The sequence below is a fragment of the Rhodanobacter thiooxydans LCS2 genome (genome assembly GCF_000264375.1).
Taxonomy (GTDB): domain Bacteria; phylum Pseudomonadota; class Gammaproteobacteria; order Xanthomonadales; family Rhodanobacteraceae; genus Rhodanobacter; species Rhodanobacter thiooxydans.
Map to the genome: position 1 here is coordinate 1 of NZ_AJXW01000098.1, position 23,849 is coordinate 23,849.

26 protein-coding genes are annotated in these 23,849 nt (G+C 69.1%); 18 read left to right on the forward strand and 8 right to left on the reverse strand.

Annotation, left to right across the window (positions count from 1 at the left end; translation table 11 throughout):
• The 5 genes from UUA_RS16640 to UUA_RS16660 form a co-directional block, all read left to right on the forward strand.
• On the forward strand, positions 1–1,457 hold a 1,457-nt coding region (locus tag UUA_RS16640), incomplete at its 5' end, for a chemotaxis protein CheA (RefSeq protein WP_008438998.1).
• A gap of 5 nt (positions 1,458–1,462) precedes the next feature.
• Complete coding sequence (locus UUA_RS16645; RefSeq protein WP_008438999.1) at positions 1,463–2,203, forward strand: flagellar motor protein; 741 nt, start codon at positions 1,463–1,465, stop codon at positions 2,201–2,203.
• On the forward strand, positions 2,200–3,255 hold the full coding sequence (motD, locus tag UUA_RS16650; RefSeq protein ID WP_008439000.1) for a flagellar motor protein MotD: 1,056 nt from the start codon (positions 2,200–2,202) through the stop codon (positions 3,253–3,255). Before UUA_RS16645 ends, motD begins: the two co-directional genes overlap by 4 nt.
• 28 nt (positions 3,256–3,283) lie before the next feature.
• Complete coding sequence (locus UUA_RS16655; RefSeq protein ID WP_008439001.1) at positions 3,284–3,763, forward strand: chemotaxis protein CheW; 480 nt, start codon at positions 3,284–3,286, stop codon at positions 3,761–3,763.
• Positions 3,753–4,106, forward strand: coding sequence for a DUF2802 domain-containing protein (locus UUA_RS16660; protein WP_008439002.1), 354 nt, complete (start codon positions 3,753–3,755; stop codon positions 4,104–4,106). Before UUA_RS16655 ends, UUA_RS16660 begins: the two co-directional genes overlap by 11 nt.
• 16 nt (positions 4,107–4,122) lie before the next feature.
• On the opposite strand, the gene UUA_RS16665 is transcribed toward UUA_RS16660, so the two are convergent.
• Positions 4,123–4,383, reverse strand: a complete 261-nt coding sequence (locus UUA_RS16665) for a hypothetical protein (RefSeq protein WP_008439003.1) — start codon at positions 4,381–4,383, stop codon at positions 4,123–4,125.
• A complete protein-coding gene (gene fliK / locus UUA_RS16670; RefSeq protein ID WP_008439004.1) occupies positions 4,380–5,522 on the reverse strand; it encodes a flagellar hook-length control protein FliK in 1,143 nt (380 codons plus the stop codon). The genes UUA_RS16665 and fliK overlap by 4 nt, the downstream gene beginning before the upstream one ends.
• 230 nt (positions 5,523–5,752) lie before the next feature.
• Here fliK and UUA_RS16675 point away from each other — a divergent pair, with 230 nt between their 5' ends.
• The 12 genes from UUA_RS16675 to UUA_RS16730 all read left to right on the forward strand — a co-directional run bounded on the left by UUA_RS16675 (position 5,753) and on the right by UUA_RS16730 (position 18,117).
• On the forward strand, positions 5,753–6,097 hold the full coding sequence (locus UUA_RS16675; RefSeq protein ID WP_008439019.1) for an STAS domain-containing protein: 345 nt from the start codon (positions 5,753–5,755) through the stop codon (positions 6,095–6,097).
• A gap of 13 nt (positions 6,098–6,110) precedes the next feature.
• The gene (locus UUA_RS16680; RefSeq protein WP_008439020.1) at positions 6,111–6,473 is read left to right on the forward strand and encodes a response regulator; all 363 of its coding nucleotides are present in this window, start codon (positions 6,111–6,113) and stop codon (positions 6,471–6,473) included.
• 10 nt (positions 6,474–6,483) lie between these two features.
• On the forward strand, positions 6,484–8,496 hold the full coding sequence (locus tag UUA_RS16685; protein WP_008439021.1) for a chemotaxis protein CheA: 2,013 nt from the start codon (positions 6,484–6,486) through the stop codon (positions 8,494–8,496).
• Positions 8,497–8,642: 146 nt separating this feature from the next.
• On the forward strand, positions 8,643–10,349 hold the full coding sequence (locus tag UUA_RS16690) for a methyl-accepting chemotaxis protein (RefSeq protein WP_039954348.1): 1,707 nt from the start codon (positions 8,643–8,645) through the stop codon (positions 10,347–10,349).
• A gap of 133 nt (positions 10,350–10,482) precedes the next feature.
• On the forward strand, positions 10,483–10,989 hold the full coding sequence (locus tag UUA_RS16695) for a chemotaxis protein CheW (RefSeq protein ID WP_008439023.1): 507 nt from the start codon (positions 10,483–10,485) through the stop codon (positions 10,987–10,989).
• 18 nt (positions 10,990–11,007) lie between these two features.
• Positions 11,008–12,732, forward strand: coding sequence for a methyl-accepting chemotaxis protein (locus tag UUA_RS16700; RefSeq protein WP_008439024.1), 1,725 nt, complete (start codon positions 11,008–11,010; stop codon positions 12,730–12,732).
• A 2-nt stretch (positions 12,733–12,734) separates the two neighbouring features.
• The gene (locus tag UUA_RS16705) at positions 12,735–13,619 is read left to right on the forward strand and encodes a CheR family methyltransferase (protein ID WP_008439035.1); all 885 of its coding nucleotides are present in this window, start codon (positions 12,735–12,737) and stop codon (positions 13,617–13,619) included.
• The gene (cheD, locus tag UUA_RS16710) at positions 13,616–14,269 is read left to right on the forward strand and encodes a chemoreceptor glutamine deamidase CheD (RefSeq protein WP_008439037.1); all 654 of its coding nucleotides are present in this window, start codon (positions 13,616–13,618) and stop codon (positions 14,267–14,269) included. Before UUA_RS16705 ends, cheD begins: the two co-directional genes overlap by 4 nt.
• A 76-nt stretch (positions 14,270–14,345) precedes the next feature.
• A complete protein-coding gene (locus UUA_RS16715; protein WP_039954351.1) occupies positions 14,346–15,437 on the forward strand; it encodes a protein-glutamate methylesterase/protein-glutamine glutaminase in 1,092 nt (363 codons plus the stop codon).
• 17 nt (positions 15,438–15,454) lie between these two features.
• Entirely contained in the window at positions 15,455–16,633 is a 1,179-nt protein-coding gene (locus UUA_RS16720) for a methyl-accepting chemotaxis protein (RefSeq protein WP_039954353.1), read from the forward strand.
• A gap of 10 nt (positions 16,634–16,643) precedes the next feature.
• A complete protein-coding gene (locus tag UUA_RS16725; protein ID WP_007507420.1) occupies positions 16,644–16,943 on the forward strand; it encodes an STAS domain-containing protein in 300 nt (99 codons plus the stop codon).
• 442 nt (positions 16,944–17,385) lie between these two features.
• Complete coding sequence (locus UUA_RS16730) at positions 17,386–18,117, forward strand: complement resistance protein TraT (RefSeq protein WP_008439046.1); 732 nt, start codon at positions 17,386–17,388, stop codon at positions 18,115–18,117.
• Between the two features lie 327 nt (positions 18,118–18,444).
• Here UUA_RS16730 and UUA_RS16735 read toward each other — a convergent pair whose 3' ends face one another.
• The gene (locus UUA_RS16735; protein ID WP_008439047.1) at positions 18,445–18,795 is read right to left on the reverse strand and encodes a hypothetical protein; all 351 of its coding nucleotides are present in this window, start codon (positions 18,793–18,795) and stop codon (positions 18,445–18,447) included.
• Positions 18,796–19,004: 209 nt separating this feature from the next.
• On the opposite strand from UUA_RS16735, the gene UUA_RS16740 reads away from it, so the two are divergent.
• Positions 19,005–19,367 (forward strand): hypothetical protein, encoded by a 363-nt coding sequence (locus UUA_RS16740; protein WP_039954371.1) that lies wholly within the window; start codon positions 19,005–19,007, stop codon positions 19,365–19,367.
• 19 nt (positions 19,368–19,386) lie between these two features.
• Here UUA_RS16740 and UUA_RS16745 read toward each other — a convergent pair whose 3' ends face one another.
• From UUA_RS16745 to ybeY, 5 genes are all read right to left on the reverse strand, one after another.
• On the reverse strand, positions 19,387–19,950 hold the full coding sequence (locus UUA_RS16745) for an NUDIX hydrolase (protein ID WP_008439049.1): 564 nt from the start codon (positions 19,948–19,950) through the stop codon (positions 19,387–19,389).
• Positions 19,951–20,023: 73 nt separating this feature from the next.
• Positions 20,024–21,040 carry a magnesium and cobalt transport protein CorA gene (locus UUA_RS16750; RefSeq protein WP_008439050.1) on the reverse strand — a complete coding sequence of 339 codons (1,017 nt, stop codon included), beginning with the start codon at positions 21,038–21,040 and terminating at the stop codon, positions 20,024–20,026.
• 40 nt (positions 21,041–21,080) lie between these two features.
• On the reverse strand, positions 21,081–22,292 hold the full coding sequence (locus UUA_RS16755) for a lipoprotein N-acyltransferase Lnb domain-containing protein (RefSeq protein ID WP_008439051.1): 1,212 nt from the start codon (positions 22,290–22,292) through the stop codon (positions 21,081–21,083).
• A gap of 6 nt (positions 22,293–22,298) precedes the next feature.
• Entirely contained in the window at positions 22,299–23,138 is an 840-nt protein-coding gene (locus UUA_RS16760) for a CorC family transporter (RefSeq protein ID WP_008439053.1), read from the reverse strand.
• Positions 23,139–23,343: 205 nt separating this feature from the next.
• The gene (gene ybeY, locus UUA_RS16765) at positions 23,344–23,841 is read right to left on the reverse strand and encodes an rRNA maturation RNase YbeY (RefSeq protein ID WP_039954358.1); all 498 of its coding nucleotides are present in this window, start codon (positions 23,839–23,841) and stop codon (positions 23,344–23,346) included.
• Positions 23,842–23,849: the final 8 nt, after the last annotated feature.

Sequence of the window (23,849 nt, forward strand, 5' to 3'; positions counted from 1 at the left end):
CCGTACATGCTGTCCAGCAGCGCCTCGAACTCGCTGTCGTCGAGGCGCTGCTGGACAGCATGTACGGCAACGCCGCGCCGGGCACGGTCGCGCCGGCGCCGTTGCCCGCCGCACCGGCGGCGTCGGCGACGACAATCGACGACGACGAGTTCGAGGCGCTGCTGGATGCGCTGCACGGCAAGCCCGGCCAGCCGGCGGCGCCGCTGCCGACACCAGTCGCCGCAGCCGCGCCGGCTGTTGCCGCCGCTCCGGCCGCCGCGCCCGCGCACCACGCGGCGCCGGCGGAGAACAGCGTGCGCGTCGACACCGCGCGGCTGGACCTGCTGGTCAACCACGCCGGTGAACTGGTGCTGCTGCGCAACCGCCTGCTCAGCCTGGCCGCGCGCCACGGCAGCGAGGCACTGGCCGCGGCGGCGAACGAGCTGGATCGGATCACCGACGAGCTGCAGGGCGCGGTGATGGGCATGCGCATGCAGCCGGTGGGCCGGCTGTTCCAGCGCTTCCCGCGGATCGTGCGCGACCTGGCGCGCCAGCTCGGCAAGGACGTGGAACTGGTGCTGGAAGGCGAGGGCACCGACCTCGACCGCAGCCTGGTCGAGGCGCTGGCCGACCCGCTGATCCACCTGCTGCGCAATGCGCTCGACCACGGCGTGGAAATGCCCGACGCGCGTGAGCGCGCGGGCAAGCCGCGCAAGGGGCGCGTGTGCCTGTCGGCCAGCCAGCGCGGCGAACGCATCGTGATCGCGGTGCGCGACGACGGGCGCGGCATGGACCCGGAGATCCTGCGCCGCAAGGCGGTCGAGAAGGGCGTGATCGACGCCGTGCAGGCCTCGCGGCTGAGCGACGGCGAATGCTACGAGCTGATCTTCCGCCCCGGTTTCAGCACCGCCGCGGCGGTGTCCGACATCTCCGGCCGCGGCGTCGGCATGGACGTGGTGAAGACCCGCGTGGCCGAACTCGGCGGCACCCTGCAGGTGCGCTCGACCCTGGGCCAGGGCAGCGAACTGGAACTGACCGTGCCGCTGACCCTGGCGGTGCTGCGCGTGCTGATGGTACGCGTGGACACGCGGCTGTTCGCGTTGCCGATGGGCAACGTGGCGGAGGTGTTCGAGCTGGACGCGGGCCAGGACTGCCTGCTGGACGGCCGCCTGATCGCCCGCCATCGCGGCCGCGCGCTGCCGCTGCTCGACCTCACCGGCTGGGCCGGCGCGCCGGCGGCGGCGGGCCGCCACGTGGTGGTGCTGCACATCGGCCACCGGCGGCTGGGTTGCCTGGTGCACGAGGTGCTCGGCCGCGAGGACGTCATCGTCAAGCCGCTGGGGCCGCTGTTCGACGGCGTGCCGGGCATTGCCGGGGCCACCGTGACCGGTGATGGCCGGCTGGCGCTGGTGATGGACCTGGCCGGTCTGGCCGGCGACGACGACCAACCTTCCACTTCACTACAATCGACCGGCTGATCGGCATGGATCTGGTAAGCATCATCGGCACCATTCTGGCCTTCGTGGTGATCATCCTCGGCACCATCCTGAAGGGCTCCACCGTGGGTGCGCTGTGGAACGCCGCGGCGTTCGTGATCGTCTTTGCCGGCACCGCCGCCGCCTTGCTGGTGCAGACCCAGGGCAAGGTGCTCAGGCATGCGTTCAAGATGCTCAAGATGATCTACCGGCCGCCGCAGCACCAGCCGGGCGACCTGATCAGCCGCATCGTCGGCTGGAGCGAGATCTCGCGCCGGCAGGGCCTGCTCGGGCTGGAACCGCAGATCGAGGCGGAGCCCGACCCGTTCGTCAGCAAGGGGCTGCAGCTCTTGGTCGACGGCGGCGAGCCGGAGGCGATCCGCAGCGTGCTGGAGGTGGACCTGGAAACGCGCGAGGCGATCGACCTGGCCGGCGCCAAGGTGTACGAGATGGCCGGCATCTACTCGCCCACGCTGGGCATCATCGGCGCGGTGATGGGGCTGATGGCGGTGATGCAGAACCTGGCCGACCCGAGCAAGCTCGGCCATGGCATCGCCGCCGCCTTCGTGGCCACCATCTACGGCGTGGCGCTGGCCAACCTGTTCATGCTGCCGATGGCGGCGCGGCTGAAGGGCCTGATCAGCAAGCAGACGCGGATGCGCGAGATCCTGATCGAGGGCCTGGTGTCGATCGCCCAGGGCGACAACCCGCGCCAGATCGAGGCGCGCCTGCAGGGGTACCTCGCATGAGGCGGCACAAGCACGAGGAGCACCAGAACCACGAGGCCTGGGCGATTCCCTACGCCGACCTGATGACCCTGCTGCTCGCGTTCTTTGTGGTGATGTACGCCGTCTCGGTAGTCAACGAAGGCAAGTTCCGGGTCATGTCCGAGTCGCTGATCGAGGCGTTCAACGGCTCCAGCCATGCCATCGCGCCGCTGCCGCCGACCAAAATCCGGCCGCACAACGTCGCCCCGGCGATCGCCGCCCCGGCCGGGCAATCGGGTTCGTCGATCGTGCCGATCGCGGTGCCGATCCCGCCGCATCCGGTGCCGGCCAGCGGCGGCAAGGGACGCGAGGCGGGCCATCGCACCACGCCGCAGCAGAACCTTGGGCAAATCGAGAGCGAAGTGCGCAAGGCGCTGCAGCCGCTGATCGATCGCAGGATGGTCAACGTGCGCAACAAGGTGGACTGGCTGGAAATCGAGATCCGTACCGACATCCTGTTCCCCAGCGGCGTGGCCCAGTTGTCGGCGCCGGCGCAGGGGATCCTGCACAGTCTCGCCGGCGTGCTGGGGGAATTCGCCAACCCGCTGCGCATCGAGGGCTTCACCGACGACATGCCGATCAACACCGCGCTGTATCCCTCGAACTGGGAACTTTCGGCCGCGCGCGCGGGCAGCGTGGCGCGCCTGTTCGCCACCAGCGGAGTGGCCCAGGACCGGCTCGGCATCATCGGCTGGGGCGAGATGCATCCGGTGGCCGACAACGCCACGGTGGAAGGCCGCAACCAGAATCGCCGCGTGCTGGTGGTGGTGATGGGCAACAGCCCGCTGCCGTCGCGCGAGCACAGCGACGCCGACGACCTCGGCCAGCATGCCGGCGTGGCCGTGGCGCCGGTGCCCGACGTGTTGCCTACCGTGCGCGCCATCACGCCGCTGACGCCAGCCTCGCTCGAAGCCGGTGCGGCGAACGGCGTGCCCGCCGCAGCTCCCGTTGCCGCCACGGCGGTGACGCCGGCCGCCGGCGACCGTCCGGACAGCCTGTCCGAACGTACCCCCGCGGCCCGCTCCGTCCGATGAGCGGGCCGCACGATCGTGGAGTCACCGCATGAACGCCATTGCTGCCGACAGCGCCGCGCAGGGCCGCCACTGGCTGTCGTTCCGCATCGGCACGCAGCTGTATGCGGCGCCGCTGGACGAGGTCAGCGAAGTCATTCGCGACGGTGATTTGACGCCGGTGCCGGGCGCTGCCCCCGACCTGCTCGGCGTGCGGCATCTGCGCGGGCGCATCGTGCCGGTCATGGACGGCCGCCGCCGGCTGGGCTTGCCGGCGCTGCCGGCGGCGGACCCGGCCACGGCGCGCGTGGTGATGCTGGCGCAGGCCGGCCAGCGGGTCGGCCTGCGCGTGGACGCGGTCGGCGAGCTGCTGTGCAGCGACGGCATCGAGATCGCGCCGCCGCCACCGGGGCGCGCCAGCCGCAACGACGATCCGGTCAGCGGCGTGCTGGCCTGGCAGGGCGGCTTCGTGGCCCTGCTCGACGTGCGCCGGCTGTGCCGGGCGGATGACGGGAGTGGCCATGTGGCTTGAAGCCGGCGTGGGCATCCTGTTGCTGCTGGCGCTGGCGCAGTCGACGTTGCTGTTCCATGGCTGGCGCCAGTTGCGCGAGCTGCAGCGGCGCGTCGCCGCGCTCCCGCACGACGCGGGGTATGCCTGCACCGACGTGCCGACCTCGATGCTGGTGACGGCGTTGGGGCGACTGGAGCGCCGCCTCGGCCGGATTGAGCAAGCACCGCCGCCGACGCGGCAATCCTATGAACTGGCCCAGCAGCTGGCGCGCGAAGGCGCCGACGTCGAGCAGCTGGTCAGCCGCTGCGGCCTGTCGCGCGACGAGGCGAGGCTGGTGCTGCAGATGCATCCGGCCGGTTCCTGAACGTGGATCGGGGCGGTCATTCTTCCGCCGCGTCGTACACCGCCGCCAGTACCGAGGCCGCCGCCGCGTAAAGCAGCGCCGGCACGTCGTCGCGCAGGCGCAGCGCGGTCAGCAGGGCGGCGATTTGCGGATCGTGATGCAGCGGCAGGCCCAGCACCTGCGCGCGCGCCAGCAGCGCTTCCAGCGCCTCGGGCGGCATCGGCCTGGTCTCGGCCTGGTTGGCGCCGGCCAGCCGCAGGCTGACCCGGCGCGGGGGCGAGTAGGGCGGCGCGTTCATGCGGTGGCCTGCAGCAGCACGGCGCTGTGCCGGCCCGGCGGTTGCGGCAGGCCGACCTGGCAGCTCAGCTGGTCGAGCAGCACGCCGCAGGCGGCCAGCCGCTGGCGCAGCGGGCCGAACTGGCGTTCCAGCCGCTGCGCGGTTTCCATCTGCTCGGCCCACAGGCGCACCGTCAGCCGCGGTTCGCGCAGTTGCAGCTCGCCCTGCAGCGGACCCAGCGCGGGGAGGTCCAGCGCGAAACCGAGCGTCCAGCCGTGGCTGCCATCGGTGGGATCGACGCCGAACTCCAGCTGCAACTGCAGCACGTCGCGGCCGTCCTCGCCCTGCAGCGGAATCTCGATCATCCAGGCCGGCAGCGGGCTGGCGCTGGCGTCCAGCTGGGCCACCTCCACCCGTGCCAGCGCCGCCTTAACTTCGCCATGCAGGCGGTCCAGCAGCGGGCCCACGCCATCGTCGGCGGGTGCCAGCGGCAGCGGCACGCGCGGCTGCGCCTGCATGCCACGTTGCAGCATCGGCGGCGCGGCATCGCTGCGGTTGGCCGGCACCGGCGCTGGCGCGCGGCGGTCGAGCAGCGCGGCCAGGCGCAGCAGCGCACCTTTCCAGTCGTCCTCGGCCAACGCCGCCAGGTTGCCGTGCGGACTCGCCAGGCGCGATTCAAAGAACAGCCCGCTGCGGTTGATGGCCTCGCGCAGGCCTTCGCCACGGGTGATTTCGGCGGGCGTGCGCAGCGATTGCTCGAGCAGCGCCAGCGCCGTGCGCAGCTCCGGCGGCAACTGGCGCAGCACCGGCCGCTGCGCCAGCGTGCCCAGCGTGGCGAGCAGCGGCGCGTAGCCGTTCTGCTGCGGCAGGCGCTCGCGCAGCACGCGCTGGAAGGTGGCGTCGGCCGGCTGCGGCAGCATCTCCAGTTGCGGCTGCGGGCCCAGGCTCAGCACGCGAACCTGGAACTGTGCCGGCAAGTGGCTGCCGGGCAGCTCCGTCTCCACCGCGAGCGCGCCAACCTGCAGCACCAGCAGGCCCTGCGGATTCACCCCCAGCGGACGCGCCGACAGTACCGTGCCGATGCGCCAGCTTTGCGCCGTGGTGCCGGAGGCGGCACCGGCCCAGGTGAGGGCGGCCAGGCTGGTCGGTTGGATGATCAAGTCGGTTCCTGCGCGCGGGGCGGTGGGCGATCGGGTCCGTCCTGCAGGACATCGGCCGCGCGCGGACGAACTTGAGCCGCGATCGGCAGCGGGCGGGCGGCGGAGGGGTAGCCGGCATTTCCGCCCGCCATGTCTGCGCAAGCCCGCAGCGGGGGATTCGCCCTAAAGCCATCGCGCTAAGAGCCGATAAGCAAGCCGTCAGCGCCAACGAGCGCGCGTGGAGCGGCGGCATGGCCGGCAAACGAGCGGCGAAGCAGTATCAGGACGAGCGGCCAGCGGCGCCGGACGGTGCGGCCGCGGTGGTGCTGCCCGCGGACTGCCGCCTCGCCGCCCAGGCCGCGCTGCAGGCGGAGCTGGTCGCCGCGCTCGAACGTGGCGCCGACGTGGCGCTGGACGCCAGCGCGGTGGAGCGCGTCGACACCGCGGCGCTGCAGTTGCTGGTGCTGCTGCGCCGCGAGCTCGGGTCGCGCGACGGCGCGCTGGCGTGGCGCGGCGCGAGCGCGGCTTTCAACGAGGCGGCTGGCCTGCTCGGCCTGGCGCGGATTCTGGAACTGCCGGCCGCGGGGCCGGCCTGAACGAGGTGGCAGCATGGCGAAGATTCTTGCAGTGGACGATTCGGTTTCGATGCGCGGCATGGTGGCGTTCACCCTGCGCGGCGCGGGCCACGAGGTGGCCGAGGCCGAGAACGGGCAGCTGGCGCTGGACATGGCGCGCGGCAGCGCGTTCGATCTGGTGCTGGCCGACGTCAACATGCCGGTGATGGACGGCATCGCGATGGTGCGCGAGCTGCGTGCGATGGACGCCTACAAGGGCGTGCCGATCCTGATGCTGACCACCGAGTCGCACACCGAGAAGAAGATGGAAGGCAAGGCCGCCGGCGCCACCGGCTGGCTGGTCAAGCCGTTCGATCCGGAACAGCTGCTGGCCACCGTCAAGCGCGTGCTGGGCTGAGGAAACGCCGATGGCGACGGTCGACCTGACCCAGTTCCACAAGACCTTCTTCGAGGAAAGCCTGGAAGGGCTCGACGCGATGGAGGCGGCGTTGCTGGCGCTGGACTCGGGCTCGACCGACCACGAACTGGTGCACACCATCTTCCGCGCGGCGCATTCGATCAAGGGCGGCGCGGCGACCTTCGGCTTCGCCGACGTCGCTGCGTTCACCCACGTGGCCGAATCGCTGCTGGAAGAAGTGCGCAGCGAGCGCCGCGGCGTCGACGCCGAACTGATCGACCTGTTGCTGCGCTCGGTCGACTGCCTGCGCGCGATGCTGGCGCGCTCGAGCAGCGGCCAGCCGGCGGCCGATGCCGACAGCGAGGCGCTGCGCGGCGAACTGCTGCGTCTGGCCAGTGGCGAGGCGGTGGCTGCGCCCGCCGCGGCCGCGCCCGGGGTCGCATCGGCGACTGGCTGGGCCATCCGTTTCGTCGCGCTGCCGCACCTGCTGCAGACCGGCAACGACCCGCTGCGGCTGTTCCGCGAGCTGGAGCAACTGGGTCGGCTGGAAGTACGGCGCGCGTTCGTGCTCGACAGTGCGCCGGCGCGGCTGGCCGAGCTCGATCCCAGCCAGTGCCACCTCGGCTGGGAGCTGCGCCTGCACGGCGCGGTGGCGCGCGGCGACGTCGACGCCGTGTTCGACTGGCTCGACGGCGACTGTGAACTGGTCATCGAGTCGTTGCCCGGGGAGACGTCGGCGACCGCGGCGGATCCGGTGGCGATGGCCGCGCCGGCAACGGCACCCGTGCCCGCTGCTGCTCCGCCGCCGGCGTGCGAGACGGCCACCGTCTCCGCCGCCTCCGGCGAAGGCAGCTCGATCCGCGTGGACATCGACAAGGTCGACGCGCTGATCAACATGATGGGCGAACTGGTGATCACCCAGTCGATGCTCAGCGACATCGGCGAGAACTTCCGGCCCTCGCAACTGGAGCGTCTGCGCGAAGGCCTGCTGCAGCTCGAACGCACCACCCGCGAGCTGCAGGAGAGCGTGATGCGCATCCGCATGCTGCCGATCGGCTCGGTGTTCAACCGCTTCCCGCGGCTGGTCCGCGACCTGGAGCGCAAGCTGGGCAAGCAGGTCAGGCTGGAGCTGCACGGCGAGCACACCGAACTGGACAAGACGGTACTGGAGAAGATCGGCGATCCGCTGGTGCACCTGGTGCGCAACGCGATCGACCACGGCCTGGAGCTGCCGGCGCAGCGCAAGGCCGCCGGCAAGCCGGAGACCGGCACGCTCAGGCTCAACGCCTACCACGAAGGCGGCAACATCGTGGTGCAGATCAGCGACGACGGCGCCGGGCTCAACCGCGCCGCCATCATGGCCAAGGCGCAGCAGCGCGGGCTGCTCGGCGCCGGCGAGGAACCCAGCGACGCCGAGGTGGCCGAGCTGATCTTCCAGCCGGGCTTCTCCACCGCCGCGCAGGCCACCGACCTGTCCGGCCGCGGCGTCGGCATGGATGTCGTGCGGCGCAACGTGCGCGACCTCGGCGGCAGTGTCGGCGTGAAGAGCGAGGTGGGCAAGGGTAGCGTGTTCACCATCGCGCTGCCGCTGACCCTGGCGATCATCGACGGGCTGGTGACCGCGGTGGGTGAGGAGCGCTACATCGTGCCGCTGACCTCGATCGTGGAGTCGCTGCGACTCGGCGCCGAGGCGGTGCGGCGCATCGCCGGCGGCGGCGAGGTGTTCCATTTCCGCGGCGAGTACCTGCCGCTGATGCGGCTGCATCGTGCCTTCGGCTGCGCCGATGCGGTCACCGAGATCGAACGCGGCATCGTGGTGGTGATCGAGGACGCCGGCCGACGCGTGGGCTTGCTGGTGGACGACCTGCTGGGCCAGCAGCAGGCGGTGATCAAGTCGCTGGAGAAGCACTACCGGCGGGTGCAGGGCGTCTCCGGCGCCACCATCCTCAGCGACGGCTCGGTGGCGCTGATCGTCGACGTCGGCGGCGTGGTGCGGCTGGGACTGCGCGCCAAGGCTGCCTGAGCCATGCGGTGGCCGCGGCCGCCGTGCGAAGAAGGACGCGAACGGAGCGGGTGCTTCCGCTGGCGATGGGTTTCGGCGTCTTTGCGCGCCACCCCGCATGACCGTCGTGGCCGGCGGGTTTCTTTTCCGAGGTCGAGGTTTGCGACATGTTGTCCGTAATACGAGGGTTCTTCGATCGGCTCAGCCTCAATGCGCGGCTGGTCATGGTGGTGTCGGTGGTCGTGCTGGGGCTGTTCGGTCTGACCGTGATGAATGCGTTGCAGAGCCGAGCCAGTCAGATGGAAGGACTCGAACGCCTGCTACGCAGCGAGATCGAGTCGGCGGTGTCAGTGGCTGGCGGCTTCCACCAGCGAGCGACCAACGGTGAGTTCAGCGAGGCCGAGGCGCGGAAGCGGGCGCTGGCACAGATCCACGACATGCAGTGGGACAAGGGCGCGGGCTACGTGTTCGCGTTCGATGACGGCTACGTGCTGACCGAGCATCCGGTGATGCTGGACAAGCTGGGTACCAGCGTGCGCGACATGACCGACCAGAACGGCAAGCCGATATTCCAAGCCATGCACGACGTCGACATGAAGGACGGCCGCGGCGTGACCTACTACGACTGGCTCAAGCCAAGCACCGGCAAGGTGGTGGGCAAGCTCACCTACACCGAGCGCTACCAGCCGTGGGGCATGCACTTCGGAGCTGGCGCCTATTTCGACGACATCGACGCACAGTTCCGCCACACACTTATGGTGAACTTGGCCAGGGCCGGCCTGCTGGGCCTGCTGGTGATCGGACTGGTGTGGGTGTCTCTGCGCAGCATCCGCCGCAGCGTTGGCGGCGAGCCGGGTTTTGCGGTGGCCATGGCTACGCGCATCGCCAACGGCGAGCTCGGCCGGGACGACGGCGGCAAGACCTTCGCCGCGGGCAGCCTGCTGGCCGAACTGCAGCGTATGCGAGACAAGCTGACCGGCATCGTGGGCGAAGTGCAGCACGGTTCGCAGGCAGTGAGCAGCGCGGCGCAGCAAATCGCCAAGGGCAACGACGACCTGAGCCAGCGCACGCAGGAGCAGGCGTCGAGCCTGGAGGAAACCGCCGCCTCGATGGAGGAGATGACCTCCACCGTGAAACAGAACGCGGAGAACGCCGGCTACGCCAACCAGCTCGCCAGCGGTGCGCGCGAGCAGGCCGAGCGCGGCGGCGAAGTGGCGGCGCAGGCGGTGGCGGCGATGAGCGAGATCAACGCATCCAGCCGCAAGATCGCCGACATCGTGGGGCTGATCGACGAGATCGCGTTCCAGACCAATCTGCTGTCGCTGAACGCAGCGGTGGAGGCGGCGCGCGCGGGCGAACAGGGTCGCGGTTTCGCGGTGGTGGCCAGCGAGGTGCGCAGTCTCTCGCAGCGCAGCGCGGCGGCGGCGAAGGAGATCAAGGGCCTGATCAAGGAAAGCGTGGAACGGGTGCACGCCGGCAGCCTGCTGGTGGACCAGTCCGGTGCGGCACTGGCGGACATCGTGGACAGCGTGAAAAAAGTCACCGACATCGTGGCGGAGATCGCTGCGGCCAGCCAGGAACAGTCCGCCGGCATCGACCAGGTGAACCGCGCGGTGATGCAGATGGACGAGGTGACCCAGCAGAACGCAGCGCTTGTGGAAGAGGCCGCGGCGGCGGCGCGGGCGATGCAGGAGCAGGCCGACGAACTGCAGCGGCAAATGAAGTTCTTCCGGCTGGGGGACGACGAGCAGGCGGCCGCCGTCGCTCCGCCGGTGGCTTCCGCCGTGCGCGTGCTGCCGCTGCCGCCACGGCCAGCACGAAGCGATGAGCGTGCTGTCGCGGCAGCGGCGGCGGGCGGCTGGAGGGGGTTCTGAGCGAGTCCGTTTCCGCCGCACTCACCCGGACACAGCGACGCGCCGCCGTACTGTTGCTCAAGCCTTCCCCGGCAGGGCCGATACAGACATCGAGGCCCGGCGCCCAGGCGCCCATCACGAGGTAGACGATTCCATGTACGAAGACAACGCGGCCGCGGCGCCCACCGTCCAGCAGTTGACGTTCGACCTGGCGGGCGAGGAATACGGCGTGGACATCCTGTCGGTGCGCGAGATCCGCGGCTGGTCGCGGGTTACCCGCATTCCGCAAACCCCCGCCTACGTGCTCGGCGTGCTGAATCTGCGCGGCGCGATCGTGCCGGTGATGGACCTGCGCCTGCGCTTCGGGCTCGAGCGCGAAAGCTACGGCGACAGCACGGTGGTGATCATCGTGGCGGTCCGCGAGCGCCTGTTCGGCATCGTGGTGGACGCGGTGTCCGACGTGGTCGACATCGAGCCGGCGGCGATCAAGCCGGTGCCCGACATGGGCGTGATCGTCGACACCCGCTACCTGAAGGGCCTGGCCACCCATGCCGAACGTATGGTGATGCTGCTGGACGTGGAGAAGCTGATGCGTCCGGAAGACGTTGAAACCCTGGACGCCGCGCTGACGGACGTCCGGGATGTCGAAGTTGCTGCCTGATCCGATCCGGGAATCACGATGAACACCAAGAAATTCATGGCACGTTTCACCAGACTGCCGAACCTGTCCGTCAAGGCGCGCCTGATCGGCACGTTCGTGCTGCTCGGGCTGATGCTCGCGGCGGGTGCGGCGGTCGGCCTCGGCATGATGTCCTGGCAGAACGAAGGCATGCGGCGCAGCTACGAGGAGGCCATGGTGCCGGCGCAGCTGATGGGCAGCCTGCGCGCCAAGTCGCTGACCGACTTCATCGTGCTCGGCGAGGCGGCCGGGGCGATCGGCAAGCCCGACCAGGTGAAGCAGAAGGTCGCCGAGTCCGAGCGCCTGCAGAAGGAGATCGCCGAGGTCAACAAGCAGCTGTCGGCGGTGCCGATGAGCGCGGACATCGCGGCTAAGTACAAGGCCTACCGCGCCACCGACGCGGACTACGCCAGCAACCTCAAGGACATCTACGACGCGCTGGCGCAGAACGACGAGGGCACCAGCGACCTGCTGGAAATGCAGGTGCGCCCGGAACTGATGCTGCGCATGGACACCATCAACAAGCTCATGCAGGCGCAGAGCGACGAGGTCAAGCAGCTCTACCAGACCCAGCTCGGCCGCTACAAGCTGGTGCGGCTGCTGGTGCTTGCTGCGCTTATCGGCGGCTTGCTGTTCGCACTGCTGGTGTCGACCTTGCTGGTGCGCTCGATCAGCGGCACGCTGGCGCATCTGGTGAAAGTGGCGCATGCCATTTCCGAAGGCCAGCTGGGCCATGCGATCAAGACCGGGCGGCAGGACGAGCTGGGCCGGCTGCTCGACGCCTTCCGCACCATGGACGAACGCCTCGGCGCGATCGTGGGCGAGGTGCGCCACGGTTCCGATGCGGTCAGCAGCGCCGCGCAGCAGATCGCGCGCGGCAACGACGATCTCAGCCAGCGCACGCAGGAGCAGGCCTCCAGCCTGGAGGAAACCGCCTCGTCGATGGAGGAGATGACCTCCACCGTGAAGCAGAACGCGGAGAATGCCAGCCACGCCAACCAGCTGGCCCGCGGCGCGCGCGAGCAGGCCGAGCGCGGCGGCGAGGTGGCCGGCAAGGCGATTGCCGCGATGGGTGAGATCGACGCCTCCAGCCGCAAGATCGGCGACATCGTGGGGCTGATCCAGGAGATTGCCTTCCAGACCAACCTGCTGGCGCTGAATGCGGCGGTGGAAGCGGCGCGTGCCGGCGAGCAGGGCCGCGGCTTCGCGGTGGTGGCCAGCGAGGTGCGCAGCCTGGCGCAGCGCAGCGCGGGCGCAGCGAAGGAGATCAAGGGCCTGATCGCCGAGAGCGAGGAGAAGGTGAAGAGCGGCTCGGAGCTGGTCAACCAGTCCGGCAAGGCGCTGGCCGAGATCGTCGAGAGCGTGAAGAAGGTCACCGACATCGTGGCCGAGATCGCCGCGGCCAGCCAGGAGCAGTCGGCCGGCATCGACCAGGTCAACAACGCGGTGATGCAGATGGACGAGATGACCCAGCAGAACGCCGCGCTGGTCGAGGAGGCTTCGGCGGCGGCCCGCGCCATGCAGGAGCAGGCCGGCGAGCTGTCCCAGCAGGTCGGCTTCTTCCACCTGGCCGGCGATGGCACAGCGAAGGAAGCCGCGCCGCAGGACCGCGCGAAGGACGTGAGCCGGGCCACCGAGGCGGTGTTCGCCGCCGTGCGCAAGACGCCGCCGCGCATGGTGGCCGCCGCCGAGACGGCGGACGCCGGCGCCTGGAAGGAATTCTGAGCATGGGCGCCGTCGCCGGCATGATCGGAGGCGATCCGGCGCCAGCGGACGGCGGCGCGGTGCTGCTGGGCGATGCCGAGTTCCGCTTCCTGCGCGAGTTCGTCCACCAGTACTGCGGCATCTCGCTGGGCGAGCACAAGCGCCAGCTGGTGCAGGGGCGCCTGGCGCGGCGGCTGCGCGCCCTGGGCCTGCACCACTTCGGCGCCTATTGCGAGCTGTTGCGGCGCGACCCGCACAGTGAGCTGGACAACCTTGCCAGCGTGATCAGCACCAACGTCACCTCGTTCTTCCGCGAGCAGCACCATTACGACCTGCTGGTCGACGAACTGCTGCCGCAATGGCTGCAGCAGAAGCGTCGCAGCGGCGACCGCCTGCGGATCTGGTCTGCCGGCTGTTCCACCGGCGAGGAGCCGTACGCGCTGGCGATGGTGCTGGCCGAGGCGCTGGAGCGCCATGGCGCGGCGGGCTTGGATGCGAAGATCCTCGCCACCGACCTGTCGCCGCAGGCGCTGGAAACCGCGCGCAACGGCGTCTATCCGCTGGAGCGGCTGACCGGCGTCAGCGACCAGCGCAGGCATCGCTGGATGCTGCGTGGCGCCGGCGAGTACGAAGGTTTCGCCTGCGTGCATCCGCGCCTGCGCGAGCTGGTGACCGTGCAGCCGTTGAACCTGCTGCACGAGTGGCCGATGCGCGGCCCGTTCGACGCGATCTTCTGCCGCAACGTGGTGATCTACTTCGATCAGCCGACCAAGCAGCGGCTGTTCCACCGCTACGCCGCGCTGCTGCCGGCGGGCGGCCACCTGTTCCTCGGCCATTCCGAATCGCTGCACGGCATCAACGACGATTTCGAGCTGATCGGCCGCACTGTCTACCGGAAGCGCGGATGATGCCGGTGGCAGCGGTCGATCGCCGGGCGACGCCCACGTTGCCCGAGGCCATGCCCGGCTTCGAGCACCTGCGCCGGTTCTGGGACCCGGCCCAGGGTCGCATGGTAGTGAGGGTACTGCCGGGCGAGTTCTACGTGAGCGCCAGCGACGAGCTGGTCAGCACCGTGCTCGGTTCGTGCGTTTCGGCCTGCATCCACGACGCGGAACGCGGCGTCGGCGGCATGAATCACTTCATGCTGCCCGAGCCTACCGGCGAACGCGACAGCTGGTCGTCGGCCATCGGGCGCGCGGCGCGCTACGGCAGCGACGCGATGGAACAGCTGATCAACGCCATCCTGAAGGCGGGCGGCCAGCGCGCGAACCTGCGCGTGAAGGTGTTCGGCGGCGGCCGCGTGCTGGCCCAGTTGAGCGACGTGGGCCAGCGCAACATCGACTTCGTGCGCCGTTACCTCGAGGCCGAGCGGCTGCAGCTGGCGGCGGAAGACCTCGGCGACGTCTATCCGCGCCAGGTGCAGTTCTTCCCGCACAGCGGGCGCGCCCGCGTGCGCCAGCTGCGCCGCAGCGACGACGTGGCGCTGGTGGCCGGCGAGCGCGGCTACCTCAAGCGTTTGGCAAACGATCCGATAAAGGGTGAGGTCGAGCTGTTCTAGCGCTGTGGTTGCGGCGTGGCGCGGCGATCGATCGGGCCGCCGTCGGGTCGACGGGGCGTGTATGGCAAGGTGAGCAATGGATAGAGTGCGTGTTCTGGTAGTCGACGATTCCGCATTGGTGCGCAAGCTGATGTCGACCATGCTCGCCTGCGACCCGGGCATCGACGTCGTCGGCACGGCGGCGGACCCGCTGATCGCGCGCGAGAAGATCAAGCAGCTCAACCCCGACGTGCTGACCCTGGATGTCGAGATGCCGCGCATGGATGGCCTGACCTTCCTGGAAAACCTGATGCGGCTGCGGCCGATGCCGGTGGTGATGGTGTCGTCGCTGACCACCCAGGGCGCCGAGGTGACGCTGCGCGCGCTGGAACTCGGCGCGGTGGATTTCCTGGCCAAGCCGAGCAGCGACCTGGCCAACAGCTTCGGCGAGCACGCGCTGGAGATCTGCACCAAGGTCAAGCAGGCGGCGCAGGCCAGGCCGCGCGCGCGCACCACCGTGCGCAAGCTGGACGTGGCGCCGCGGCTGTCGGCCGACGCGGTGCTGCCGCGCGCCCAGACCGCGGGCACGCGCGGCGGCAGCCCGATCATCGCGATCGGCGCCTCCACTGGCGGCACCGAGGCGGTGCGCTTGGTGCTGGAGGCGATGCCGCCGGACGCGCCGCCGATCCTGGTGACCCAGCACATCCCCGCCGCTTTCAGCGGCCCGTTCGCCGCGCGCATGGACCGCTGCTCGGCGATGCGCGTGTGCGAGGCGCAGGACGGCCAGCCGATCCAGTCCGGCCATGCCTACATCGCACCCGGCAGCCACCACCTGCTGGTGATGTGGGACGGCGCGAAGTACGTGTGCCGCCTGCACGACGGGCCGCCGGTGAACCGGCACCGCCCCAGCGTCGACGTGTTGTTCCGCTCGCTGGCGGCCAGTGCCGGCGCCGCCACCATCGCCACGCTGCTCACCGGCATGGGCGACGACGGCGCGCGCGGCCTGCTGGAGTTGCGCCAGGCCGGCGCCGCCACGCTGGTGCAGGACGAGCCAAGTTCGGTGGTGTGGGGCATGCCCGGCGCCGCCTGGAAGTTGGATGCCGCCGCCGAGATGCAGCCGATCGACCACATGGCGGCACGCCTGCTGGCGCTGGCCCGCCGACCCCATACCGGCGCCAGCGGCGCCTGACCCGCGGATACTGGACCATGTCATTCACTCACGCCCCGTTGTTCCGAAGTCAGCCCGTGGGCTGGATCGCCAGCGTCGTCGCCCTGCTGCTGGCGCTGGCCTGGCACCCGGCCTGGCTGGCGCCGCTGCTGGTGGTTGCGCTGACCTTGGCTTGGGCCGTGCCGGCCCGACCCGCCGCGCCGCCGATTGCGCAGACTGTTGCCGGTGCGCGCGCCGAGCCGGTACGCGAGGCGCTGGACGACGTGCGCAGCGCGCTGGTCGACGAGCTCGGCCATGCCACCCGCGAGCTGCACCAGGGCCTGGACCTGCTGCGCGACGCGGTGTCCGAACTGGGCGGCGGCTTCGACGGCCTGTCCAGCAAGACCGCGCTGCAGCAGTCGCTGCTCAGGCAGATCATCGAGGTGCAGGATGGCGACGTGTCGGTGCAGGATTTCGCCGCGCGCACCGGCGACCTGCTGGAGCACTTCGTCGGCATGATCGTGCAGATGTCGCGCGAGAGCCTGCGCATTGTCTACCGCATCGACGGCATGGCGAAGGAGATGGATGCGGTGTTCGGCCTGCTGCGCAACGTCAACACCATCGCCGAGGAGACCAACCTGCTGGCGCTGAACGCCGCGATCGAGGCCGCGCGCGCCGGCGAATCCGGCCGCGGCTTCGCGGTGGTGGCCGGCGAGATCCGCAACCTGGCGAGCAACTCCAACCAGCTCAACGAGCAGATCGGCGGCCACGTCGAGCGCGCGCGCTCGGCGATGGAGCAGCTGCGCGGGCTGATCGGCGCGATGGCCTCGCAGGACCTCAACGTGGCCTTGTCGGCCAAGGGCGGCATCGACGCGATGACCGCCCACGTCACCGAGAGCGATGCGCGGACCAGCGCGGTGGCGGACCAGGCGGTGGAGATCAATCGCGGCCTCGGCAGCGACGTCTCCACCACCATCCGGTCGCTGCAGTTCGAGGACATCCTCAGCCAGCTGATCAGCCAGACCCGCACCCGGCTGACCGAGCTGCAGGAAGTCACCACCGAATGCACCCGCGACATCGAGGAGCTGGCCTGCGCTCCGCTGGAGGCCGACGCGCTGGAGGAACGCGCCCAGCGCGTACGCAGCCGGCTGGCGATCCAGCGCGAGAAGGCGCGCCTGCGCTCGCGCGGCCCGGCGCTGCAGAACACCATGGACGCCGGCGAAATCGAACTCTTCTGAGGATTGCCCCATGATCGTCCACCACGACAGCGAACTCGATTGTCTGACCCTGCAGCTGGGCGAGCGTTTCGACTTCAGCATCCACCGCGATTTCCACGACGCCTGCCTGGGCAGCGGCAAGCCGGCGCGCAGCTATGTGATCGACCTGGGCGAGGTCACCGGCATGGACAGCTCGGCGCTCGGCATGCTGCTGCTGTTGCGCGAGCACGCCGGCGCCGACCGCGCCGACATCCGCATCGTCAACGCCTCCGGCGAGCTGCGCGGCACTTTGCGCGTGGCCGGCTTCGACAAGCTGTTCGTGCTGCACTGACGTGCTTGCGAACTTTCCCAAGACCCTGAGGGCAACGTTTCAACTGTTCACGGAGTCGGGACCTCGCCATCTGCTGGTGACGAGAGCGATCCCGTTGAGGAGCGTGACGGCGAAGACCGCGTTGGTCCGACTTGGTGTGCCGATTCCTGATACAGCAAAACATCTACCGATTCCGACGCCTGAACGTTCGGGGCCTTGGCAAGGTGTTCTTCGGCAGGTTGCCGAAAGGAAGAAGGAGGCGCGTCCAAACGGAAGGGCACCTCACCGGATCGTGGCAGGAGCCGCGTTCGGCTGATGGCGAAGGGAGTCGACGCAAGGGGCCGCGAATGGCCGATTGGAAGCATGAAGCCAGCGATGCAACGGAGTGTGTCGCAGGCGTTTTCTTCGCCGATTTGTCCATGCATCGGACAAGGGCACCAGCAATCACAACATGGAGCACCTCATGGAGATCGTCCGCACCCTCTTCCTGTCCGCTGCACTGCTCGCCTTGGGCGGTTGCGCCGCCGGGTCTGTCGCCATCAGCAAGCGTCAGTTGGATGTCCAGAACAAGATGTCTGACACGGTTTTTCTGACGCCGACGGCGAACAAGACTGTATACGTCGATATCCGCAACACCTCGGACAAGCCCAACTTCAATTTTGGCCCGCAAGTCGCGACCGCTATCCAGAATCGCGGCTATCGCATCGTTACCAATCCGGACGATGCTCATTTCATGCTGCAGGCGAACGTGCTGCAAGTAGGCCAGGTCAGCCAGACGGCAGCGCAGGCGGCCTTCGGAAGTGGCTTTGGCACTCCGCTGGGCGGGGCCCTGACCGGCATGGCGGCGGCCGCGGTGATGAACAACAACATCACTGGTCGCGGTCTGGGTGCGGTCGGGCTGGCGGCGGGTGCTGCCGACTACATCGCTGGCAACATGGTCAAGGACGTGTACTACTCGGCCATCATCGACGTGCAGATTTCCGAGCGCACCAAGTCCACGGTGCACGTCAGCGGCACGCAGGATCTCGCGCAGGGCGCCTCGGGCGGTGAGCGGGTGACTTACGATGAGGAATCGAACTACAAGCGTTATCGCACGCGTGTGGTGTCCACCGCGAACAAGGTAAACCTCAAGTGGGAAGAGGCCGAACCGGTCATCGTGGGGGGCGTGACCCAGAGCATCAGCGGCGTGTTCTGAGCGTGTTGCGACACTCGATGACATGCAGGCGAGCAGGCAGGCTTTGCCTTGACTCAAAAGTGGATCGTCGAATTGGTGCGACTGACGGACAATGCCCTCGGATATGCCGAGGGCATTGCTGTTATGGGCCCTGTCGCTGGCCACGGTCGAGACCAGGCCCCCTCACCTCTGCTGCACCTGGAAGAACGGGTTCGGCAGCTCATGCCTGCGGGTCAAACGGTGTGTTCGAGGTGTCGGGCGCCGGCCTCGCCTTTCGGGCATTCGCGCCGGACACGAAAAAGGCCCCTCGCGGGGCCTTCCTGCGGCGCCACTTGCGGCCGTCGGGGCTTACCAGGTGCGCACGTCGACCACGCTGACGGTGTAGCTGTCCATGTCCGCCTGATAGCGGAACAGCCGGCCCAGGTCGAAGTGCACGGTTTCGCCGGGAGCGATGTTGGCGGTGCCGGCCGGCCAGCCCTGCTTGCTCTGCAGCACCTTGCCGCCGGCGTCCTTGACCTCGATGCGGATCTGCGCGGCCGAGGCCGCGGCGCAGTTGTTGACCAGATCGCCGCGCAGGCTGAGGCGCGATGCCGCGACGCCAGGCTTGAAATCCTTGATGGCGAAATCACCGGGCGCGCAGGCGGCCTGGGCAGCCAGCGGGGCGAGCAGCAACACGGCAGAAACAACGAGGGCCTTCATGGGGGAACTCCATCGGACAGTGGGGGAACCGCAACGCGGGGGACGGAACCACCCTCTATCGACGCCACCACGCAGAACTTGAGCGCCATGCCGCGATCCCGCCGCCGCGCCGCAAGGCCGGGCGGCGCCGTCGGCTAAAGAATCCCCGCCGCGTGCCGATCTTTTTCCATGCCCGCATCGAAGGCATGCATCGGGATGGTCCCAAACTCATGAAGACGCTCCTCCTCTCCGCGGTACTCCTGTTCGCCCCGCTGGCCGCCCAGGCCAACTGCAGCCCGAAGGACTTCACCATCAAGGACTTCAAGCCCGGGGTCAACAACACCGGAACGTCGACACGGATGAGCCTGCGCGGCGATCTGGTCAACAACTGCGCCGCGGCCTCGGCGGCGCAGATCCGCATCGACATCAAGGACGATGCCGGTTCCGTCATCCAGAGCAAGCAGGCCTGGCCGGCCGGCACCTCCAACATCGCTCCCGGCGACGCGGTGCACTTCGACCTGGGCCGGCTGTTCCGCTACCAGTCCGGCATGACCAGTTTCACCGTCAGCGTGGTCGACGTGCGCACCTGGTGAGCGGTCGCGGCCGGCGTGCTCAGCCGTTGGCGTGCTCGATGAACCACAGGCCAGCGAACAGCTTGGGATCGATCGAATAGCCTTCGGCGGCGCGCGCGAACAGCCAGGCGCCCGCTTCGCGGCGCGGCACCTCGTGCACGGTGATGTTCTCGGTGTCGTCGCCGCCGCCGGGGCCGACCTTTTCCAGTTCCCACGCACGCACGAAGGTGATCATCTCGGTGCTCATGCCCGAGGACGACGGGCCGCGATGGACGAACTCCACTCGTTGGCAGCGCCAGCCGGTTTCTTCCTCCAGCTCGCGCCGCGCGGCCAGCTGCGCGCTCTCATCGGCCTGACCGGCCAGATCGCCGACCAGGCCGGCCGGCATCTCGATGGTGTTCTGCAGGATCGAGACGCGGTACTGCTCGACGAACAGCACCTTGTCCGACGGCGTCACCGCCAGGATGATCACCGCGCCGCCGGGGTTGTTGCGTTCGGCATACTCCCAGCGACCGCGCTTGCGCAGGCTGAGCCAGCGGCCTTCGTACAGGGTTTCCGCCGGCGCGGCGGCGTCGGCGGGAATGTGGCTGCGGGAGTCGTTCATCGATGATCGCGTCCAGGTGAAGGCCGGCGCACATCTTGGACGTTCCGCATGACAGCGACAACCACCGGTAGCGCTACAACCACTTTGCGCGCTTGAGCCCCAGGTAGATGCCGCCGACCACGCAGCCCACCACCAGGATGATGCCGGGATAGGCCCAGGGCTGGGCGAGCTCGGGCATGTGGGTGAAGTTCATGCCGTACCAGCTGGTCAGCAGGGTCGGCGCGGCGAGCATGGCGGCCCAGCCGGCGAGCTTCTTCATCACCTCGTTCTGGCGCAGGCTGACCAGCGAGAGGTTGACGTTGATTGCGGCGGTGAGCATCTCGCGCATCGCGCCGATCGCCTCGTTGACGCGGAAGGCGTGGTCGTAGACGTCGCGGAAGTACGCCTGCAGCACTTCGGGGATCAGGTTCGGGTGTAGCCGGATCAGCTGGTTGACGATGTCCTGCAGCGGCGCCACCGCCAGGCGCAGCGTCATCAGGTCGCGCTGCATGTCGTACAGCCGGCGCACCGTGCTGCTCTTGTACGTCTCGCCGAAGATGTCGTGTTCGAGCTGCTGCACCTCCTCGCGGAAGTCGCGCACGATCGGCAGCAGGTTGTCGACGATGAAGTCGAGCACGGCGTACAACCCGTAGCTGGGGCCGTTCGCCAGCAGTTCCGGCGTTTGCTCGCAGCCGCGCCGCGCCGGTGCGTAGGATTGCGAGGCGCCGTGGCGCACGGTGACCAGGTAGCGCGGGCCGAAGAAGATGTGCGTTTCGCCGAACGCCAGTTCGCCGTTGATCAGCTGCGCGGTCTGCACCACCAGGAACAGCGAGTCGCCGTAGGTTTCCAGCTTGGTGCGCTGGTGCGCGGCGTGCGCGTCCTCGATCGCCAGGTCGTGCAGGCCGAATTCCCCCTGGATCTTTTCCAGCAGCGCCTCGTCCGGCTCGTACAGGCCGACCCAGACGAAGGTATCCGGTTCGGCCAGCACGTCGCTGATCGCGTCGAGGGTGATGTCGCCGATGCGGCTGCCGTCCTTGCGATAGGCGACGCAGTTGACCACCATGGGCTGGCTGCTGGTCGACGGTGCGTTCGGCGGCGTGATCGGATTCATGCCCGCATCATGCCCCGCGCCCGATGGCGGGGCAATTGGATTACCGGCGGTGGCGGCGCAGGCTCCACGCCAGCATCAGCCAGCACGGCAGGGCGAACAGCAGCCACGGCTGGTTCTGCTGCACGATGCCGGGCAGCAGGTGCAGCAGCACGGCGACCATGCAGGCGAGCAGTTGCAGCGCGATCACGCCGTCGATGAAACGCGAGGCGGCAAGGCCGCGGCGCGCGCGCCACAGCGTCGGCAGCAGCACGAACGCGAGCGGGTTGAACAGCATCAGGTTCGCGTTGGCCCACGCCGAGTGATGGGTGGTCAGCGTCCACAGCACCAGCAGCAGCAGGCCGACCGCACCGGCTGCGAGCAGGTACAGCGTGCCAAGCAGGGCGTAGCCGGTCGGCCAGCCGCGGCGGGCGAGCACGAACAGCCCGGCCAGCAGCAGGCCGGCCAGCGCCAGTGGCAGGCGCAGGTCGGGCGCGGCCGCGGGGGGCGCCTGCAGGCGGTTGGGTGAGACCAGCTGCTCGTCGCGCACCAGCAGGTGCAGGGCGCCGTGACCGTCGTCGACGCGCACCTCGCGCAACTGCGCCTGCAGCACCTCGGGCAGGAAGCTTTCCTGCCAGGCGTTCAACGGCTGGTCGGCATACGGTCCCAGGCCCAGGTCGAGCAGCAGCGCCAGCCAGGGTTGGGCGCTCATCAGGCGCACGGTCTGCTGACGGTAGGTCATGCCGCCGGCATGCGCCTTCAATGACGTTGCCAGCACGCCGCCCAGCGCCTTGTCCAGCGCGTCGCGCACGCGGGTGGTGCAGTTGTCGACGTAGTAGTCGTAGGCGTAGCCGGCATTTTCCGGGCGCAGGTTCCACAGCAGGTAGTCGCGCAGCGCGGCGGACTGCTCTGCCGTCAGCGCCAGCCGCTGGCGGGTGACCGAGCGGCCGGCGTCGACGTAGTAGCTCTCATCCTGCGTGCTGGGCCCCGCGTCCATCAGGTAATGCATGCGGCCACGGGCGAAATTCACGAAGAAGTTCTTCTCGCTGAAGTCGAACACGCCGTAGTTGAAGTTGAACGCCTCGCCGGAGACCGTGTCGCGCAGCTCGATCGCGTCGTGGCCGAAGCGTTCCCAGTAGGTTTCGCCGGGACCGTAGGTGATCAGCGATACCTCGAGATTGGCGCCGGGGGCGTTGGCGACGCCGGCATGGGCGGGCGATAGCGCAGCCAGCAGCAACAGCGCGAGCAGCAGGAGGTGGCGGCCAACCAGTTTCATGCGGCGCTACTGCTTGACCACGCGGAAGGCCTGCACGCGGCGGTCGTCGGCTTCGGTGACGTGGAACAGGTAGCTGCCGACGGCGACTTCCTCGCCGATCTCGGGCAGGTGGCCGAACTCGGCGGTGACCATGCCGCCGACGGTGTCGTATTCCTCGTCGGGGAAATCGGCGCCAGTCTGTTCGTTGAAGTCCTCGATCGGGGTCAGCGCGCTGACCAGCCAGTCACCGCCGGGCTGTTCATGCATCAGCTCGGGTTCTTCCTCGTCGTCGTGCTCGTCGTCGATCTCGCCGACGATCTGCTCCAGCACGTCCTCGATGGTGACCAGGCCGGCGACGCCGCCGTATTCGTTGACCACCAGCGCCATGTGGTTGCGGCTGAGCCGGAATTCCTCCAGCAACACGTTCAGGCGCATCGACTCGGGGATCAGCACGGCCGGGCGCAGGATCGAGCGGATGTCGAAGTGCTCGGTGGCGCCGAAGTACTTCAGCAGGTCCTTGGCCAGCAGGATGCCGAGGATCTCGTCCTTGTCCTCGCCGTGCACCGGGAAGCGCGAGTGGCCGGATTCGACCACGGCGGCGAGGATGTCGGGCAGTGGCGACTCGGCGGCCAGCATCACGATCTGCATGCGCGGCACCATCACGTCGTCCACGCTCAGTTCGGTGACCTTGATCGCACCCTCGACCATGGTGAGGGTGTTCACGGACAGCAGTCCGTTGGTCTGGGCGGAACGCAGTTCCTCGATCAGTTCGTCGCGGTTGCGCGGTTCGCCGGAAAACATGTGGCCCAGTCGATCCCACCAGGTTCGGTGGGCCGGGCCGCTGGTACTGCCAGGGTCGTCGCTCATTACTCGTTGGGAGTCTGCCCGAAACCGGGCGGAAGGCCGATTCTAGCGGAAAAACCGTGACGGTTCAGGGCACAAGCGTGGTGGCTTTGCGCCTCCCCCTGCGCGCAGGGGGAGGTTGGGAGCAGGGGCTCCGGGTGGCGGGGAAGATCAAAAGCGAGTCCCACCCCGAGCCTCCCCTGCGTTGCAGGGGAGGGAGCAAAGCGGTTCAGGCATAGGGGTCGCCGATGCCGAGGCTGGCCAGGACGCGGGTTTCCAGCGCTTCCATCGCTTCGGCTTCGGCCTCCTCGATGTGGTCGTAGCCGAGCAGGTGCAGCACGCCGTGGACGGTGAGATGGGCCCAATGGTCGCGCGGCGATTTACCCTGCTCGGTGGCCTCGCGCAGCACCACCGGGGCGCAGATCGCCAGGTCGCCGATCAGTGGCAGCTTCACGCCGGGCGGCAGCTCGGCGGGGAACGACAGCACGTTGGTGGCGTAGTCCTTGCCGCGGTAATCGCGGTTGAGCGCGCGGCCTTCGTCAGTGTCGACGATGCGGATCGCCAGCTCGGTGCCCTTGCGCCGCTTCGCCCCGCGCAGCGCCGCCTCGACCCAACGGCGGAAGCTGGCCGGCGCGGGCAGGCCGGCGCGCGGCACGGCGTAGCCCACGTGGACACGCAAGGGAATAGGGAGTCGGGAATGGGGAATCGGAAGAGCGGCGCGGGGCATGGCTGGTA